Raw genomic sequence first — 17656 nt, 5'->3', positions numbered from 1 at the left:
TGACCAGGTCGAACGACCTGATGTCAGAGGCGGATTTCCATTTCATGGGCCGTTTCATGGGCCAAGGCCCGCTCCACTCTTGGACATGCCGCGACAGTAGCCCCGCAGCGGTCATGGCGAGTTGATCTCGCCACTCACCCGACTGCCAGTACGCCACGCAGCGCCCGGGTGTAGTCGTCGTATCCCTCCCGCAGGCGAGGGCCCACCCAGGTCGCGGGCAGCAACTCCGCCGGCAGCATCGGGTCGGTGCCCAGATGGCGTGCCAGTGCGGCCGCCACTGTCAGTTGCGCCATCGGCTCCTGTTCGGCCCGGACCCGCTCCAGCAGTCCGCTCCCCTGCCGCTGCCACGCCTCGAGATCCCACAATCTGTTCACGAGCACGCACGGATCACTCGCCGGCCGGCCTCGGAAATGCTCCAGCTCGGTCCGTGCCGGGACCGGTCGATGCAGGTTCGCCGGCCGGAGCCAGAAGCCCTCCCGGAGTTCGGCCAGCCGCGCATGACGCAACTCGGTACGCAGCTGCGAGCGTTCCGCACTCGGTCTACCGGTGGTGACCACCGAGACCAGCTCCCAGGCGTGGTCCCACACCCCCACCTGTTCGGTCGCCAGCAGTTCGATGTGCCGCTCGAGCAGCGACGGTGCCGGCAGGTAACCCTCCTCGGTACGCACGACATCCCCGGCGGCGACCGCCCGGGTCAGCGCCACCCGGATCGACACTCCCGACAGACCGAACCGCTCGGCCACCCGGGCGAACGATGCCGGTGGCAGTGGATCCGGATGAGCCCCGAGCAACAGGCTCAGGACCACCGAACGGGCCGAGAGCGGGCGGAGCAGGTCCTGCATGTCATCATCTTCTCAGGTTACGTTTGTGTACACATCCGTACCTGCCGTCGTAACGTGTGATCGTGGCAACGACGCATCAGGTTCTCAATCAGGCGCCCCCGCTGGGCGATTACGACACCAGTGCCGACCCGGTACTCCTCGACAGCCTCGTGCGGGGCGGCGCCGAATGGGCCGTCGACGAGGTCTCCGCGGTCGGCCGGCTGGCCGGTTCCGAACACATGCGGAAGCTCGGCCAACTGGCCCAGGCGCATCCGCCGCAGCTGCACACCCACGATCGGTACGGCAACCGGATCGACGAGGTGGAGTACGACCCGGCGTACCACCAGTTGATGACCACCGCCGTCGAGCACGGCATCGCCGCCGCGCCGTGGGCGGAGAACCGTCGCGGCGTCCATCTCGCCCGGGCGGCCAAGCTGCTGGTCTGGACACCCGAACCCGGCCACACCTGCCCGATCTCCATGTCCTATGCCGTGGTCCCCGCGCTGCGGATGTCACCCGGCATCGCCTCCTCCCTCGAGCCCAGGCTCAGCAGCCGCGTCTACGACCCCGAACTGCGCGACCCCGCCACGAAACCGGGCCTGATCGCCGGTATGTCGATGACCGAGAAGCAGGGCGGCTCCGACGTCCGGACCAACACCACCAGGGCCGAGCCACTGGCCGACGGAAGCTTCGCGCTGACCGGGCACAAGTGGTTCACCTCGGCGCCAATGAGCGACTTCTTCCTCACCCTGGCCCAGGCTCCGCGCGGCCTGTCCTGCTTCCTCGTACCCCGGGTACTGCCGGGAGGCGAGCGCAACCAGATCCGGCTGATGCGACTGAAGGACAAACTCGGCAACAAGGCCAATGCCTCCTCCGAGATCGAGTACGAGCACGCCATCGGCTGGCTGATCGGTGAGCAGGGGCGCGGAGTCCGGACCATCGTCGAAATGGTCAACCTGACCCGGCTGGACTGCGTCCTGGGCTCCACCGGCGGGATGCGTACCGCCCTGAAACTGGCCGGCCACCATGTGCGCCACCGACACACCTTCGGCAAGGCCCTGATCGACCAGCCGCTGATGCGTCAGGTGATCGCCGACCTGGCGGTGGAGGCCGAGGCATCCACGCTGGCGGCGATGCGACTGGCCGAGGCCCACGACCGGGCGGTCAACGGTGACCCGACCGAGGCCGCACTGCGCCGGCTGGCGTTGGCGGCGTCGAAGTACTACATCTGCAAACGGGGCCCGATCCACGCCGCCGAGGCCCTGGAATGCCTGGGTGGCAACGGATACATCGAGGACTCCGGAATGCCGCAGATCTACCGAGAACAGCCGTTGCTGTCGATCTGGGAGGGCTCGGGCAATGTCGCCGCCCTCGACGCCCTGCGGGCCCTGGCCCGCGATCCCGAGCCGCTGGAGGTCTACTTCACCGAGATGGAGGCCGCCACCGGTGCCGATCCGCGCTTCGACGATGCCCTGCAGCGGTTGAAGAAGGAGTTCGCCGATCCCGCCGACCTGGAGGTCCGCGCCCGCCGCGTCGTGGAACAACTCGCCCTGGTCTTCCAGGGATCGTTGTTGCTGCAGTACTCCAGCCCGGCCGTGGCCGATGCCTTCTGTGCCACCCGGCTGGACCGCGACTGGGGTGGCGCCTTCGGCACCATGCCCGCCCGGACCGACTTCGGCGCCATCGTCGACCGCGCCGTCGCGGCCTGAGAACGCTCGCTCAAGGGGCGGTGACCGACAACCGCCACGGAGCACCGGGACGCTCCGGCAGTTGCAGGTCGACATCGAAGTCACCGGTCAGCAGATCGGCGAGATCGGCGGGTTTCCTCGGCTGCTGCGCGGCTGCGCAGAGCGCATGGGCGACCAACCCTCGGGTGTGCTTCGCCTGATGCGTGGCGCCGGGGACCAGCACCTGCACCCAGGCGGGCGAGTCCGGCCGCCAGGCCGCGGCGTAGCTGCCGGAACGGCAATCGACCAACAGACCGGCGAACTCGCGACCGGACAACGCCGTGGCCAACGCTGCGCGCCAGTACTTGGCCAGCGGTCCGACACCGGGAAGCTTCGCTCCCATCGACAGCTTGTACGGCGGGATCCGGTCGCCCAGCCGAAGCACCCCGAACAGGGCCGAGCTGATCAACACGCTACGGCCGGCGCGGCGTTTGCCGCCGGCGTCCAGTCCCGGAAGGTCCAGTGCCTGGTAGAGGACACCGTCGTAGATCTCGCCCGCCCGGGCGGTCGGCAGGCTGGGCAGGTCGGCGTTCCCCGCGACCGCCGCCAGCTGACCGACGCTCACCCCGAACGTCGTCGCCGCCTCCGGTGATCCTGCCGCGGCGACCACGGCATCGATCAGTTCCTCCCGCTTCGCACCGAGCTCGGGGAAGGACAGGTCCTCGAGTTCCAACCGCCGACCACGACCGGGTCGACGTTTTCCTTCCGAGGGGGGCAACAAGATCTGCACCCGTGCAGGCTAGCGACCACTGGCCGATCCAGCTGCCTCACACCGGCCCGATGGGACACCCGCCGCGGCGGCTCTGAACGAGCGCTAAGGTCCATGCCGTGAAACCGACGACGACGTGGGACGAACCCGCACAGCAACTGCGTGACCTGACCGACCTGGTGGTCCGGGCCGGGAAATCCGCACCGCCGCCGGAGCTGCGGGGCCTGCTGGAGCAGGCGAAGGAGTTGCTGCGCCCGCTGGCCGCCCCCGCAGAGGAGGTGATCGCCGAGGACGAAGCCACCATGCAGAGCGTGGAGACGATGGATCACGACCGATCGATGCTCACCGGCACGGCGAACCCGATCGCTCCCCCGGTCCGGAAGGCCGAGCACAATGGCAGCGCCGAGGCCCGGGCCAACCTGGGCCTGGCCTACCAAGGACCACCCGGCCGGGTGCACGGCGGGATGCTGGCGGCCCTGCTCGACCACACCCTTGGCGGGGCCCAGCCGCGGGACCGGGCGCGGTTCACCCGTACCCTGACCATCGACTACCTGGCCGGCACTCCCCTCTACACCAATCTGGTGGTCACCGCCCGCGCCGAGGAGACGTCCGGCCGGAAGGTGTGGCTCAACGGGGAGATCACCGTCGACGGCCAGGTCACAGCCAGGGCCCGCGGGCTGTGGGTCGGCCCGCGTGATCCCGACCTCGACTGACCGGTCCACGACCGGAGGGTCGATCTGACAGATGTCACCGGCTTCCGGTGAACCGGGTACCGACCCCCACCGCGCGGTGGATGGCAGGATCGGCCCATGAGCGACACGCAGAGCTGGCTGCACACCAACACGCGGCGCCTCGACCAGTACTTCCGGTGGTCGCTCTACCCGGTACCACTGGGCGGTCTGGCGGTCCTGGCCTTCGTGATCCGCGACCTGATCGCGCTTGCGCCGTGGCAGCAGGTGGTCTTGTGGGTACTGTTCGTCCTCGCCGGTGTGGCCTCGCTGCTGGCGCTGATCCGGGCACTGAGCGTGCTCGAGGAACAGACGATGCGTGCGCACGGGAAACAGGTGGCCGTCTGGACCGGTTTCACCGTGACCACCACCACACTCAGCGGTGTCCTGGTCACCCCGTCGACCGCCCCGGCGATCCTGATCATGACCGTCTCGCCGCTGGTGCTGATCGCGACCTTCCGGGTGGCACTCGGCATCCAGATCATCGCACTGGTGGTGACGGTTGCCTGCACCGCCGGACTGGAACCCGCTTCGCGGTTCGCGATCCTCTTCATGGTGGTGGTCATGATCTCCACGGTCTGGCTGTGCGCGTGGACCTTGCGCGTCGTGTGGTCTCTCGATTCGGCCCGGCAGACCGCGGCCCGATTGGCGGTCGCCGAGGAACGGTTGCGCTTCTCCCGGGACCTGCACGATGTCTTCGGTCGCGTCCTGTCCTCGGTGGCGGTGAAGAGCGAACTGGCTGCCGGACTGGCCGAGCGGGGGCGGTCGGCGGAGGCCGCCGCACAGATGCGTGAGGTGCACCAGGTCGCCGAGCAGGCCGGCAAGGAGGTACGTGAGGTCGTCCGCGGCTACCGGCAGGTCGACTTCGCCCAGGAACTGCACGGGGCGAAGTCGGTGCTGGCAGCCGGCGGGGTCCGTTGTGAGGTCGACATCGCCGACGCCGACCTGGATCGCGACAGCTCAGCCGCCCTGGGCTGGGTGGTACGCGAAGGCGTCACCAATGTGCTGCGGCACAGCGATGCGACCGTGGTGACGATCAGCCTCAGCGGCGCAGCCGGTGAGGGCTGGCGCCTGACCCTGACCAATGACGGTGCCCATCCGTCCGGCCGCAGCGGCAACGGCTCGGGGCTGTTGGGACTGCAGGAACGCCTGCAGCAGGTCGGCGGCGCGATGCACACCGATGTGTACCGGAATGTCTTCACCCTGCTCGCCGAGGTCCCGCCGCAGCAGCGGTCGGGCCGGCGCCGTCCGGTCGCCGACGACGGACTCGAGGCACCTGCTGTACCGGACCAGTCGGGTCGTTGACCCGGCCGATCCCTGCCAGACTCTTCCCGTACCCAAGGAGTTGACGTGATATCGATCCTGCTCGCCGATGACGAGGCGCTGATCCGCGAGGCTCTCGTCGGCCTGCTCAATCTGGAGGACGACCTGGAGGTCGTCGCCGTCGCCGCCTCCGGCCCGGAGGCGGTCGCCGCGGCGCGGCACTCCCGGCCCGATGTGGCCGTGCTCGACCTGCAGATGCCCGGACTGGACGGGATCGAGGCGGCGAAGCAGATTCTCCTCGACCTACCCGACTGCGGGTGCGTGATCGTCACCTCCCACGGACGTCCCGGTTACCTGAAGGGCGCCCTGGCCGCCGGGGTACGCGGTTTCGTCCCGAAGACCGTCTCGGCGAAGGTCCTGGCCGACCTGATCCGGACGATCAACGACGGCGGGCGCTATGTCGATCCCGAACTGGCCGCCGAGGCGATCGGCGCCGGCGACTCGCCACTCTCGGCCCGGGAGGCCGATGTGTTGACCCTGGCCGCCGCCGGCTCACCGGTGGAGGAGATCGCCTCCCGGGCTGCCCTGTCGGTGGGGACGGTACGCAACTACCTGTCGGCCGCGGTGAACAAACTCGGTGTCTCCAACCGGCACGAGGCAGCCCAAGTCGCCCGCCGCAACGGCTGGATCTGACCTGCTGGACCGAGGTCGGTGAGGAGGCTGGGCGCCGACGGACCGGCCGGGCCGCCCGCCGGGCGCGGTGGTTCGGCCACGGACTCCGGCTGAACCATCGGCGGGTGGTTCAGCCGAGTTGGTCCTGCAACTGCTCGACCGTGCCGACCGGCAACTGGCAGACATTGCCGCTGCAGACCCAGGCAGCCGGTGACGGTGTGGACCGTCCCCGGCTGAGACCGAAGTCCTCGGTCCGGTCGGCGGCCACCGACAGGATCACCGAACCCTCCGGCGCGCTGCACCAGGCCTGCCGCAGCAACTCCGGGGCATCACCGACGACGGCGATCTCCTTGGCCCGGCGCCGCTCGGCGAGAAGCAACTCCCGCAACCACCAGCCGGCGAAGCGCGGCGCCCGGGCGGCGATCCCGGCTCCGGTGGCCGTGGCGGCGTCCAGGCGTCCCGGGCCGGTGCCGTTCAGGGCAGCGAGGACCCGGTGCGCAGCCAGCAGTGCACTGCCACCGGAGGGGGTGACATTGTCGGTCAGGTCCCGAGGCCGGGTGATCAGGTCATGATCGGCGGCGCTGTCGTACCAACCGCCGTCCTCGGCGCGGAACCGCCGATCGGCCAGCTCCAGCAGGAACTCTGCGCGCTGCAGCCAGTGCGGGTCACCGGTGGCGGCGGCGAGCATGCCGAAGCCGTGCGCCATCGCGCCGTGGTCCTCGGCGATCGCCGGCGCGGTCCCGTTGGCCCCGTTGCGGCTCACCCGGTGGACCCGGTCGCTGTCGACATGCACCTGCCACAGGTAGTCGGCCGCACCGATGGCCAGTTCGAGCCAACGCGGTTGTTGCCAGATCATCGCCGCCTCGACCAGGGAGACGACCAGCCAGCCGTTCCACGCTGCGACCACCTTGTCGTCACGGGCCGGAGGTTGCCGCGACGCGCGTCGCTGCAGCAGCGATTCGCGCCAGTGCGGTTCGGTCGGGCCGAGACGTTGCAGGGTGGACGTACCGGGCTCGAAGCTGCCCTCGGCGCTGACGCCGAATGCCGCTGCGGCCGGCCCGGCAGCCTCACCGAGCACTTCGGTCAGCTGTGCGGGGGTCCAGACGTAGTACGCCCCCTCGCGCATGCGCCCATCGGCATCGACCGAGTCGGCGTCGAGTGAGGCAGCGAAACCGCCGCCGGCCAGGAGCATCTCCCGCTCCAACCAACCGACCAGCCGCTCACCGACGTGCTGGTAGTCCTCGGCCCGTGCGGCATCGACCACCCGCGAAGCACGGGCCAGCGTGCCCAGCAGCAGCGCATTGTCGTAGAGCATCTTCTCGAAGTGCGGCACGATCCATCGGGCATCGACCGAGTAGCGGGCGAACCCACCCCCGAGTTGATCATGGATTCCACCGTTGATCATGGCGTCGAGAGTGCCGGTGACCGATTGCAGGCTGTCGGGGCTGCCTTCTGCCAGCAACGCGTCCAGTACCAGTGTCGGCGGGAACTTCGGTGCCGCACCGAAACCGCCGTACCTGTTGTCGTACTGGTGGTGCAGCTGCTCCAGCGCGGTCGCCAACTGCAGATCCCCGGTGATGCCCTCCTGCGCTGCGGCCACGTACCTGGCCACCTCCGTGGCACTGTCCGAGACATCGGAGCGTCGCTCCTGCCAGGCCTGGGACAGGGCCGTCAGCACCTGCTCGAATCCGGGCATGCCCTGGCGTGGACGCGGCGGGAAGTACGTACCGGCATAGAAGGGTTCACCCTCCGGGGTGAGCCAGACCGACATCGGCCACCCGCCCTGCCCGGTCAGCGCCTGGGTGGCGGCCATATAGACCGCATCGACATCGGGTCGCTCCTCCCGGTCGACCTTCACCGGGACGAAGTCGCGGTTCAGCAGTGCTGCCAGTTCGGGATCCTCGAAGGACTCATGGGCCATCACATGGCACCAGTGACAGGCGGCGTAGCCGATCGACAGGAAGACCGGTACGTCGCGACGTCGGGCCTCGGCGAAGGCCTCGGCACCCCATTCCTGCCAGTGCACCGGGTTCTCGGCATGCTGTTGCAGGTACGGGGAGAGACTGTCGCGCAATCGGTTCGTCATGGGGCCTTCCGGGTGGATCGCTTGGTGGCCAGCCTGCCATCGGCCGGCCAGCAGACAACTCCCCCTGCCGGGATGCCGCAGAGAATGCGGGGCGATTTGAGCACTGGCCCTGCCATCAAGGCCGACTGCTTCAACGGCTCCCATCAACATGTCAGGAATATCAGAAACAGTTCACACATCACGTAAATGTGTTAGGTGGTCGACAGATCGCGACAAGCGAGGCGGCGTGATCGAGCAGACTCCCCCGATCCGGAATGCGCCGGCCCGGGCAGGCCGTTGAGACAAGTAGAGATCAACAAGCCGATCCGCTCGGCCCACTCCACCGCAACGACAGTTCTCCGACGCCACAGCCGCCGATCCGCCGCGCAGGTGAGGCCGGGACGGGTCCTGAACCGAGGTGGACAACCATGGGTTACCAGACCACGAATCCCTATACCGGTGAGGTCGTGCAGAAGTTCGAGGAGCTCACCGAAGCCGAGTTGCGCGAGGTCGTCACCACCGCCGACGAGGCATTCCGCAGTTGGCGGACGACACCTGTTGCCGATCGTGAGGTCGTGCTGCAGCGTGCCGCTGACGCGCTGCGGGCCGACAAATCGCGATACGCCGAGATCCTGACCCTGGAGATGGGCAAGGTCATCGGTGAGGCCGAGGCCGAGGTGGAACTCAGCGCCGACATCCTCGAGTACTACGCCCAGCACGCCGCGAAGTTCCTCGAACCGCAGCCACTGCAGGTGAAGGATCCGAACGCCGGCCGGGTGTACCTGTCCCGCGAGCCGCTCGGAGTGATCTATGCGATCGAGCCGTGGAACTTCCCCTACTACCAGCTGGCACGGGTGGCCGGACCGCAGCTGGCCGCCGGCAACACGATGATCGTCAAGCACGCCGAGAACGTGCCGCAGGCCGCACTGGCCTTCGAGAAGCTGCTGGCCGATGCCGGCGCCCCGAAGGGCATCTACACCAACGTCTTCATTTCCCACGAGCTGTCGAACACCCTGATCGCCGACCAGCGGGTACGCGGGGTGGCACTGACCGGCAGTGAGCGCGCGGGCGCCGCGGTCGCCACCGAGGCGGCGAAGAACCTGAAGAAGTCGACCCTGGAGCTCGGCGGTGCCGACGCGTTCATCGTGCTCGACGACGCCGATGTGGACAAGGCCGCCGACTGGGCCGTCCTGGGCCGGCACTGGAACGCCGGTCAGGTCTGTGTCTCCTCCAAGCGACTGATCGTCGACGACTCGGTCTACGACCGCTTCATGGACCGCTACCGGGCCGGTGTGGCGACGCTCAAGGCCGGGGACCCGATGGACCGTTCGACCACTTTGGCCCCACTGTCCTCCGACGGCGCGGCCAGCCGGTTGCAGAGCCAGGTGGAGCAGGCGATCGCCAACGGCGCCAAGGCCGAGCAGCTCGGCGACCCCGTACCGACGCAGGGCAACTTCTTCCAGCCCACGATCCTGACCGACATCGCCCCGGACAATCCTGCCCGGCACGAGGAGTTCTTCGGACCGGTCTCGCAGGTGTACCGGGTCTCGGGTGAGGAGGAGGCGATCAAGGTCGCCAATGACAGCCCGTACGGTCTCGGCGGTTCGGTGTTCACCAGTGACCCCGATCGCGGCGAGCGGGTTTCCCAGCAGGTCGACACCGGCATGATCTTCGTCAACCATCCGACCGGGGTGAAGGCCGACTCCCCTTCGGCGGTGTGAAGAACTCCGGGTACGGCCACGAGCTGATCGACCTCGGTTTCAACGAGTTCCTGAACATCAAGGTGATCGGGGTGACCGACATCGACGCGGCCTTCTGATCCACAGGAGACACAGCTGATCCGCGGGCCGGGGATGGGTGACCATCCCCGGCCCGTTGTGGTCTGCCGGCTACCGACCGACCGGTGGAGTGGGGAAACTTGTCACCTGCAGGAGCAGACTTCCGGGGGCCACTGCGGTTATCGTCGGACGAGATGTTTCCCGGGCTGCCGTGAATCCCGGTGTCGTTCGGGGGTGACCAGACCTGAGCTCGCTCCGGGCAACGCCGCCCGGTTTTCCGGCCAGGTCCGGACGTAGGCACGAAGGAGTGGAGATGGACACACAGATCACAGTCGCCGACAACCCTGCTCGGCGACGCTACGAGATCCATGCCGGTGACGATCTGCTCGGCTTCGCCGCCTACGAACTCGGCGACGGTCTGATCACCTTCACCCACACCGAGGTGGATCCGTCGCTGGGTGGCCGTGGTGTCGGCTCCACCCTCGCCCGTCACGCGCTCGACGATGCCCGCGACCGGGGCCTGAAGGTCCAACCGCTGTGTCCCTTCATCCGTGGGTGGATCGATCGCCATCCCGACTATGCATCCTTGGTGGCAGAGCCAGCCACCGAGTGACAGCGCGAGCCGATCGAATCGGCCCCACTCGCGAGTCGCCGTTCGCGCGTGGATCCATCGACCGCGGTCGAAGCATGAAAGCGCGACGCCCCTCGGCCGGATCGAATGCTGAGCACCCTGGCACTGACCGACGACCCGCATACGGTTGGACCCATGCCCTCCGCCGACAGCTTCTCCAGCCCCGGCCACGATTCGCGTACCGGTGCCGCCACCGACACAGGTTCCGGGATCGGCTCACCCGCCGGCGCCGGCTCGGGTACGCCCACCACTGAGATCGACTGGGTGACCGCCTTCGTCGACATCCCCGATGCGGTGCACCGAGTCTGCACCGAGTTCTGGAGTTCGGTCACCGGTTCGCAGCTTTCGGCCAGCCGGGGCGATCACGGTCAGTTCGCGACCTTGCTGCCGGACAGCGGTGATGCCTATCTGCGGGTGCAGAACACCGGCCACGGTGGCACCGGGGTGCACATCGATCTGCATGTGCAGGATCGGCCGACGATGGTCGGGCGGGTCCGCGCACTGGGCGGGCGTGAACACACCGACTACGGTGACGTGCAGGTGATGACCTCCCCCGGCGGCATGCGGTTCTGCCTGGTCGATGCCTCCGATCCGGGCCGGCCCCCGCTGCGTCGCAGTGGTCGGGGCATCGCAGCCGGGTCGATCAGGTGGTGATCGACGTGTCACCCGATGACGCTGCGACCGAGCGCCGATTCTGGACCGAACTCACCCGGTGGTCGCCATCGGGTAATGCCGGACCTGGCCCGTTCCTTCGCCTCACGCATCCCGACCAGCCGCTGTGCCTGCTGGTCCAGGAGCTGGCCCAGCCCGCACCGCTGACTCGAGCCCACCTCGATCTGGCCACCTCCGATGTCGAGGCAGAGACCGACCGGCACCTGAGACTCGGTGCCAAGATCGTCCGCCGGCACCCGCAGTGGACCGTGATGGCGGCCCCGGGCGGTCTGCAGTACTGCATCACCGCCCGGCAACCGTGAACGCTGCGGTGAACCATCCTCGACCGACCTCATCTCGCCAGCGACCAACGGCCGTCGGAGTCCTGGCGACAGCACCCCAACTGGGCAAGCTCGGCCAACCCGACCAGAACCTCCGGCAGCAGCTTGCCGGTCGTCAGTGCCAGCTCATCGGCACTCATCGATCCACGCCCGGGCAGTGCTTCGTAGAGCTCGTACAGCTCCAGGGGCAGCGCATCGGTCGTGGTCACCGGTTCTGCCGGCGCCCCGGCGAGCAGTTCATCGCCGCTGGGTGACAGCACCTCCAGCAGGTCGCCGATCCCGCTGCACAGTTCGGCCTGCCGCTCCTTGATCAGCCGATTCGGCGTGGCCGAGGTCGTGGAGGTGACCGGCCCGGGCACGGCGAGCAGGTGGCGGTTCAGCTCGATCGCCCAACTGGCGGTGTTCCGGGCGCCCGAGCGATGGCCGGCCTCCACGATCAGAGTTGCCTCGGCGATCGCTGCGATCAGGCGGTTCCGGCTGAGGAACCGACTTCGCGCGGGATGGGATCCCGGCGGCAGCTCGGAGATGATCAACTCGTGGTGGCCCAGGTGATCCAACATCGCGGCGTTGCCACTCGGGTAGGCCCGATCCACGCCACAGGCGAGGACCGCGATCGTCCTACCACCACCGGCCACTGCCCCGCGGTGGGCTGCGGTGTCGATGCCGTAGGCGGCGCCCGAGATCACGACCAGCCCGGCCTCGGCCGCCTCTGCAGCCAGCTGAACGGTGACCGATTCACCGTATCCGGTGCTCGCCCGTGACCCCACGATGGCCACGACCGGACCGGACGGCAGTGGTCTGCCACGCAGCCACAAGCCCAGCGGCTGCCCACCGAAGTGCACCTGGTCGCGCCCCCGGGCCACTACCCGATCGAGGTCGGCCAGCCTTGGCGGCCATTCGGGATCGCCGGGGATCACGAACCGCGCCCCGACCGAGTCCGTTGCCGCGATCATTGCCGTCAGGTCGACCGTACCGGCCCGTCGCCCGACTGCTCCGTCGTGATCGGCCAGACCGGCCCAGACCGCCGCGGCACCATGTTCGGCCACCGCCGTCGACACCTCGGGCGAGCCCGGCTCGACCGCGGCGCACAGCGCCATCCGGGCCTGCCTCTCCGACAGGGCCGTCGGTACCATCCGCCCAGGGCCCGACCCAGTCATGACACCGCCCCTCGTCCCGGATCGACGACTGCGTGATCGGCAGCGACAACCGAGTGTTCGGCATCGACGACCCGCTGGACGTCGTCACCGCGCCGCAGGGCCAATGCGAGTTGCAGATCTGCACGGGTCGGCCGGTCATGCCCGCCCAGATCGGCGATGGTCCAGGAGAGCCGGACCACCTTCTCCGCGCCTCGGGCACTGATGGCGCCGCGCCGGATCTGCGCGCTCAGCAGCCCCGGTTCGGCCGGTGGTGGCCAGTGCCGGCGGATCCAGGCACCGGATGCCTCGGCGTTGGTCAGCCACGGTGTCGCGCGCAGCCGGTGCAATTGACGTGCCCGTGCCTCGCGCACGCGGTCGGCGACGACCGCCGAGGACTCCGCCCGGTGATCGGTGGCCGACAGCACTGCCGGACCGACGGGATGCAATGTGGTCTGGATGTCGATCCGGTCCAGCACCGGACCGGACAGCCGGCTGCGGTAGCGCCGCACGACCGTCGGCGTGCACTGGCATCGGCCGCCGAGCTGACCGGACTGCCCGCAAGGACAGGGATTGGCCGCCATGATCAGCTGGAACCGCGCCGGATAGGTGACCTGCCCGGCGGAGCGGGCCAGGGTCACACTGCCAGTCTCCAGCGGTGTCCGCAGGGCATCCAGAACCCGTGGGCTGAACTCTGCTGCCTCGTCCAGGAACAGCACGCCGTGATGAGCCATCGAGACCGCTCCGGGCGCGGCGATCCGTGAGCCGCCACCGACCATGCTGGCCACCGAGGCGTTGTGGTGCGGGCCGGCGAAGGGTGGGCGACGCGGCAGCCGATGATCAATCGGCAGACCGGAGATCGACCGGATCGCCAGCACTTCCAAGGCCTGGCCAGCGCTCAGCTCCGGCAGGATGCCGGGCAGGCGTTCGGCCAGCATGGTCTTGCCCACGCCCGGGGGGCCGCTGAAGAACAGGTGGTGTCGCCCCGCCGCTGCCACCTCCAGGGCCCACCGCGCCTGCAACTGGCCCACCACGTCGCCGAGGTCGCCGACCGTCTCGGCGGTCTCCTCGTCCTCGGCGGGTGCCGCGGCAACGCACTCACCGGGGCCTCCTCGCAGCAGACCGACCAGGCCCTCGAGATCGGCCACCGCGTGCACGGCGATCCCGTCGACCAAGGTCGCCTCGGGCAATTGGGCAGCGGCCACCACGGCCCGCTCGAAGCCGTTGGTCCGGGCAGCCATCAATGCCGGCAGCACTCCCCTGGTCGGCCGTACCCGGCCATCCAGGCCGAGCTCACCGAGGAAGACCGTCCGCTCTGCCTGAGCCCGCTCCCCCACCCCGGTCGCGCACAGGACCGCCGCGACGATCCCCAGGTCGTAATGGGAGCCGGCCTTCGGCAACGATGCCGGTGTCAGATTGATCGTGGTCAGGGCGACCGGCCATTGCAGTCCGCAGTTCGACACCGCCGCCCGGCATCGGTCACGCGCTTCGTACAGGGCAGCATCGGGCAGGCCCACCAGCACCGTGCGTGGCAACCCGCTGCCGACCGAGACTTCGATCTCCACCATCTGGCCGCTCATGCCCAACAACGCCACCGACCATGCCGTGCATACCTGCCCCATCAGGCGATCCCTCGCACATGCCGCAGCAGCAGCTGATCGTCCCCGGCGATCACTGCGATCGCGTCGATCCGTACCTGCCGAGGACCCGGATACGCCCCCAGCCAGTGCCCGACCAGCTCCCGCAGCCGCTGCAGCTTCGCCCTGGTCACCGCCTCCAAAGGGTCGCCGAAACCGGCACCCGAGCGCGCCTTCACCTCACAGAAGACGAAGAGCCCGCCATCGCGGGCAATGATGTCGATCTCACCGCTGCGACATCGCCAGTTGCGCTCGACCACGGTCCATCCGTGCGCCTGCAGGAAGCGCACCGCGACATCCTCCCCGAACTGTCCCAGTTCCGCCCGATTCATGCTCAGACCATCGGCACCGACCAGGGGCCTGGACCGAACTCAGGCCGATCTGTGGACAACAGCGAGAGGTCCGGCCGGCTGTGGAAAAGCCCGCGCCGGGCGTCGACCCGCCACCCCCCGCCTGCCGGGGGCTACTTCTCGGGGACCTCGAGGTCGGAGTGGGTGATCTCCTCGATCGACACGTCCCGGAAGGTCAACACCTTGGCGTTCTTCACGAACCGGGCCGGCCGATAGATGTCCCACACCCACGCGTCACCCATGGAGACCTCGTAGTAGACGTCGCCTCCCTCGGTCCGTACCTTCAGGTCGATGGCGTTGCAGAGATAGAACCGGCGTTCGGTCTCCACCGCGTAGGTGAACAGACGCACCACATCGCGGTACTCGCGGTACAGCTGCAGTTCGAGTTCGCTCTCGTAGGCGTCGAGGTCGTCGGTGCTCATCGCTGCCACTCTAGTCGCGTCTCGTCGTGCCCGGTGCGATCGACGGCCGGCCGCGACTGTGTCGCACGCTCGGCGGCGACCACATTGTCGAATCGTCGGCGGTGTTCGACACAGGGACCCAACCGGTCCAAGGCGGCCTGGTGCTCGGCGGTGCAGTACCCCTTGTGCACCTCGAACCCGTAGGCGGGGTAGGTCTGCGCCAGCTCGGTCATGATCCGGTCCCGGGTGACCTTGGCGATCACCGACGCGGCGGCGACGCAGGCCGCCACTCGATCCCCTTTCCACATGGCCAATCCGGGAGCGCCGATGCCGTCCACGCCGAACCCGTCGGTGATGACGAATTCGGGGCGGCGCTCCAGGCGCAGGACGGCACGCCGCAGCGCCTGGATGTTGGCCACATGCATTCCCAGACGGTCACACTCGGCCGAACCGACCGCCACCACCGACCAGTCCAGCGCCTTGGAACGGATCTCGTCATAGGCGCGGTCCCGCGCCTTGGCGGTCATCAACTTGGAGTCCTTCAACCCGGTGATCTGCCGCGAGCGGTCCGGGGAGAGGATCACCGCCGCCGCGACCAGGGGGCCGGCACAGGCACCGCGACCGGCCTCGTCGGCGCCGGCCACCGGTGCGAGACCCGCCCTGCCGAGGGCGCGTTCATAGCCGTAGAGACCGCTGTCCCGCCGTACCAACCAGGGCCGCTGGCCAGCCAGCCGCTCGGACCGCCCGGCGCTCATTCAGCACCCGACCACTTCGGTCGAGATCACTCCTTCTTCCGGAGCGGGCTCGGACGGCGGGGGGATCTGGGCGAAGGCCTCGGGGGTGGAGAAGGTTCGCCATCGGTCGAACGGCGCGACGATCACCCACGCCGTGCCGACCACGTCGGACTGGGGTACGAAGGCAGCCGCACCGGGATAGTCACCGGTCCCCTCCTCGTCGAGGTGGCAGCGGGAGTCGGCGCTGACGTTGCGATGATCACCCATGACGAACAGGTGGCCGGCCGGCACCACCACGTCGAACGGCAGCCGGGACGGCGCGATCGGGGTCCCGCCGGAGCGATAGAGGTACTCGTCCTCGTCCAGGGACACCCCGTTGACCGTCAACCGGCCATCGGCGTCACAGCAGGCGACGTTGTCACCGGGCATCCCGATCACGCGTTTGATCAGGTGGTCGTCGCTGGTGTCGGGAAGGACCCCGAAGAACTCCAGCACCTTGCCCGCGGGGCCGCGCTCGGGAGTCTCCTGGCCCTGCAACCATCCGCCGGGATCCTTGAACACGATGATGTCACCGCGCTGGTAGTCGCCGATCTTCTGCACCACCACCCGATCGCCGATCAGCAGGGTGTTCTCCATCGACGGCGAGGGGATCAGGAACGGTTGCGCCACGAAGGCCCGGAGCACCCCGGAGAGGACCAGTGCGCCGATCACGACGATCACCAACTCCCGCAGGAATCTCAGCGTCGACCGTCCGAAGGACGTCTTCTCCGCCGAGCCGCGATTCGCCCTCACCGTGCCGCTCACCCGCCGCCCTTCATCGTTGTCCACCCCGTCCGTGCGGACGTGTCCGCGGCGACCGCGTCCCCGCCGAGGGTCCGCAGCCGCCCACGACAGCGTAGACCCTGGGACCGAATTCCGAGCATCCACCGGAGCCGATCCGCGGGTCCCGACGAGGGCCACCGCGGAGGATTCGACCCACGACGGACAAATATCGAACATCTGTTCGACTCCGGGTTAGACTTGGCGCATGAGCCAGATGTCGCTGTTCGACGACCTCACCGCAGCCGCGCCCGACCTGAACCCCTACGCCGACGGCCTGCACCGTCGACAGCTCGGCCGAGGGGCCTGGCTCGACCTGCGACCCGGCTGGGTGATCCGTCCCGATCTGCTGATGGAGCAGTTGAGCGAGCGTGTCCCCTGGTACGGCGAACGGCGTCAGATGTACGACCGGGTGATCGACGTCCCGCGACTGCTGAGCTTCCACGGGCCGCAGGACCGATGGCCGCACCCGATGCTGGAGCGGATGCGCAGCGAGCTGTCGGCGCACTACCGCCCGGAACTGGGCGAGGACTTCGTCAGCGCCGGTCTGTGCCTGTACCGCAACGGACGCGACTCGGTGGCCTGGCACGGTGATCGGATCGGCCGCAGCGCCGGTGAGGACACGATGGTGGTGATCGTCTCCCTCGGGGGAGTACGCCGACTCGCGCTGCGTCCGCGCGGCGGCGGTCGCGGACTACAGGTGCCGATGAGCTCGGGGGATGTGGTGGTGATGGGCGGCAGCTGCCAGCGGACCTGGGATCACTGTGTGCCCAAGATGCACGAAGCGACCCGGTCCAGGATCAGTGTCCAGTACCGGGTCGCCGATGTGCGGTGAGCAGGAGGTCAGTCCCGCTTCTCCTTGATCTTCGCAGCCTTGCCGCGCAGACCGCGCAGGTAGTACAGCTTCGCGCGACGGACGTCGCCACGGCGCTCGACCTCGATCTTGTCGATGATCGGGCTGTGCAGCGGGAAGGTACGCTCCACGCCGACGCCGAAGCTGACCTTGCGGACGGTGAAGGACTCCGAGATGCCGCCACCGTTCTTGGCGATCACCACACCGGCGAACACCTGGACACGGGAGCGGTTGCCCTCGACGACCTTCACGTGCACCTTCACCGAGTCGCCTGCACGGAACTGGGGAATGTCGGTACGCAGGGCCGGCTGGACTGCCGCCTCGATCAGCTTGTTCATCTCTC

Annotated in this window: 19 protein-coding genes; 9 read left to right on the top strand and 10 right to left on the bottom strand. The window is 68.6% G+C overall.

All coding sequences use genetic code 11. The features are described 5' to 3' along the window. Positions 1-134: 134 nt before the first annotated feature. Positions 135-842, bottom strand: coding sequence for a PaaX family transcriptional regulator C-terminal domain-containing protein (locus tag CLV29_RS03275; RefSeq protein WP_133753628.1), 708 nt, complete (start codon positions 840-842; stop codon positions 135-137). 62 nt (positions 843-904) lie between these two features. Between CLV29_RS03275 and CLV29_RS03270 the strand changes: the two genes are divergently transcribed. Further along, the gene (locus CLV29_RS03270; protein ID WP_133753627.1) at positions 905-2530 is read left to right on the top strand and encodes an acyl-CoA dehydrogenase family protein; all 1626 of its coding nucleotides are present in this window, start codon (positions 905-907) and stop codon (positions 2528-2530) included. 10 nt (positions 2531-2540) lie between these two features. Here CLV29_RS03270 and CLV29_RS03265 read toward each other — a convergent pair whose 3' ends face one another. Then, positions 2541-3278: a YaaA family protein gene (locus tag CLV29_RS03265; RefSeq protein WP_133753626.1), complete on the bottom strand. Its 738-nt coding sequence runs from the start codon at positions 3276-3278 to the stop codon at positions 2541-2543. Between the two features lie 98 nt (positions 3279-3376). Here CLV29_RS03265 and CLV29_RS03260 point away from each other — a divergent pair, with 98 nt between their 5' ends. From CLV29_RS03260 to CLV29_RS03250, 3 genes are all read left to right on the top strand, one after another. Beyond that, positions 3377-3970 carry a PaaI family thioesterase gene (locus CLV29_RS03260; RefSeq protein ID WP_133753625.1) on the top strand — a complete coding sequence of 198 codons (594 nt, stop codon included), beginning with the start codon at positions 3377-3379 and terminating at the stop codon, positions 3968-3970. Between the two features lie 96 nt (positions 3971-4066). Then, on the top strand, positions 4067-5290 hold the full coding sequence (locus CLV29_RS03255; RefSeq protein WP_133753624.1) for a sensor histidine kinase: 1224 nt from the start codon (positions 4067-4069) through the stop codon (positions 5288-5290). A gap of 45 nt (positions 5291-5335) precedes the next feature. After that, a complete protein-coding gene (locus CLV29_RS03250; RefSeq protein WP_133753623.1) occupies positions 5336-5941 on the top strand; it encodes a response regulator transcription factor in 606 nt (201 codons plus the stop codon). Positions 5942-6050: 109 nt separating this feature from the next. Here the strand turns inward: CLV29_RS03250 and CLV29_RS03245 are convergent, their stop codons facing one another. Further along, complete coding sequence (locus CLV29_RS03245; RefSeq protein WP_133753622.1) at positions 6051-8006, bottom strand: thioredoxin domain-containing protein; 1956 nt, start codon at positions 8004-8006, stop codon at positions 6051-6053. 407 nt (positions 8007-8413) lie between these two features. Between CLV29_RS03245 and CLV29_RS03240 the strand changes: the two genes are divergently transcribed. The 4 genes from CLV29_RS03240 to CLV29_RS03225 all read left to right on the top strand — a co-directional run bounded on the left by CLV29_RS03240 (position 8414) and on the right by CLV29_RS03225 (position 11368). Then, the gene (locus CLV29_RS03240; RefSeq protein ID WP_208292736.1) at positions 8414-9706 is read left to right on the top strand and encodes an aldehyde dehydrogenase family protein; all 1293 of its coding nucleotides are present in this window, start codon (positions 8414-8416) and stop codon (positions 9704-9706) included. A 370-nt stretch (positions 9707-10076) separates the two neighbouring features. Further along, positions 10077-10376, top strand: a complete 300-nt coding sequence (locus CLV29_RS03235) for a GNAT family N-acetyltransferase (protein WP_133753621.1) — start codon at positions 10077-10079, stop codon at positions 10374-10376. A gap of 153 nt (positions 10377-10529) precedes the next feature. Further along, positions 10530-11048: a VOC family protein gene (locus CLV29_RS03230; RefSeq protein WP_166649113.1), complete on the top strand. Its 519-nt coding sequence runs from the start codon at positions 10530-10532 to the stop codon at positions 11046-11048. After that, positions 11045-11368: a VOC family protein gene (locus CLV29_RS03225; RefSeq protein WP_133753619.1), complete on the top strand. Its 324-nt coding sequence runs from the start codon at positions 11045-11047 to the stop codon at positions 11366-11368. Before CLV29_RS03230 ends, CLV29_RS03225 begins: the two co-directional genes overlap by 4 nt. A 29-nt stretch (positions 11369-11397) precedes the next feature. Here CLV29_RS03225 and dprA read toward each other — a convergent pair whose 3' ends face one another. The 6 genes from dprA to lepB form a co-directional block, all read right to left on the bottom strand. After that, positions 11398-12519 carry a DNA-processing protein DprA gene (gene dprA / locus CLV29_RS03220; protein WP_166649112.1) on the bottom strand — a complete coding sequence of 374 codons (1122 nt, stop codon included), beginning with the start codon at positions 12517-12519 and terminating at the stop codon, positions 11398-11400. A gap of 20 nt (positions 12520-12539) precedes the next feature. After that, positions 12540-14087 carry a YifB family Mg chelatase-like AAA ATPase gene (locus tag CLV29_RS03215; protein WP_481819213.1) on the bottom strand — a complete coding sequence of 516 codons (1548 nt, stop codon included), beginning with the start codon at positions 14085-14087 and terminating at the stop codon, positions 12540-12542. A gap of 53 nt (positions 14088-14140) precedes the next feature. Continuing rightward, positions 14141-14488, bottom strand: coding sequence for a YraN family protein (locus CLV29_RS03210; RefSeq protein WP_133753616.1), 348 nt, complete (start codon positions 14486-14488; stop codon positions 14141-14143). A 131-nt stretch (positions 14489-14619) separates the two neighbouring features. Further along, positions 14620-14928, bottom strand: coding sequence for a DUF2469 domain-containing protein (locus CLV29_RS03205; protein WP_133753615.1), 309 nt, complete (start codon positions 14926-14928; stop codon positions 14620-14622). After that, positions 14925-15662, bottom strand: coding sequence for a ribonuclease HII (locus CLV29_RS03200; protein WP_133753614.1), 738 nt, complete (start codon positions 15660-15662; stop codon positions 14925-14927). Before CLV29_RS03200 ends, CLV29_RS03205 begins: the two co-directional genes overlap by 4 nt. After that, a complete protein-coding gene (lepB, locus tag CLV29_RS03195; RefSeq protein ID WP_243831694.1) occupies positions 15663-16445 on the bottom strand; it encodes a signal peptidase I in 783 nt (260 codons plus the stop codon). It abuts the gene before it with no gap. 223 nt (positions 16446-16668) lie between these two features. On the opposite strand from lepB, the gene CLV29_RS03190 reads away from it, so the two are divergent. Continuing rightward, positions 16669-17295 (top strand): alpha-ketoglutarate-dependent dioxygenase AlkB, encoded by a 627-nt coding sequence (locus CLV29_RS03190; protein WP_133753612.1) that lies wholly within the window; start codon positions 16669-16671, stop codon positions 17293-17295. Positions 17296-17303: 8 nt separating this feature from the next. Here CLV29_RS03190 and rplS read toward each other — a convergent pair whose 3' ends face one another. Beyond that, the gene (rplS, locus tag CLV29_RS03185; protein WP_133753611.1) at positions 17304-17651 is read right to left on the bottom strand and encodes a 50S ribosomal protein L19; all 348 of its coding nucleotides are present in this window, start codon (positions 17649-17651) and stop codon (positions 17304-17306) included. Between the last annotated feature and the right edge of the window lie 5 nt (positions 17652-17656).

This window comes from Naumannella halotolerans (assembly GCF_004364645.1).
Taxonomy (GTDB): domain Bacteria; phylum Actinomycetota; class Actinomycetes; order Propionibacteriales; family Propionibacteriaceae; genus Naumannella; species Naumannella halotolerans.
Note: the sequence above shows the minus strand (reverse complement) of the source record. Positions and strands in the feature narration are given on the sequence as shown.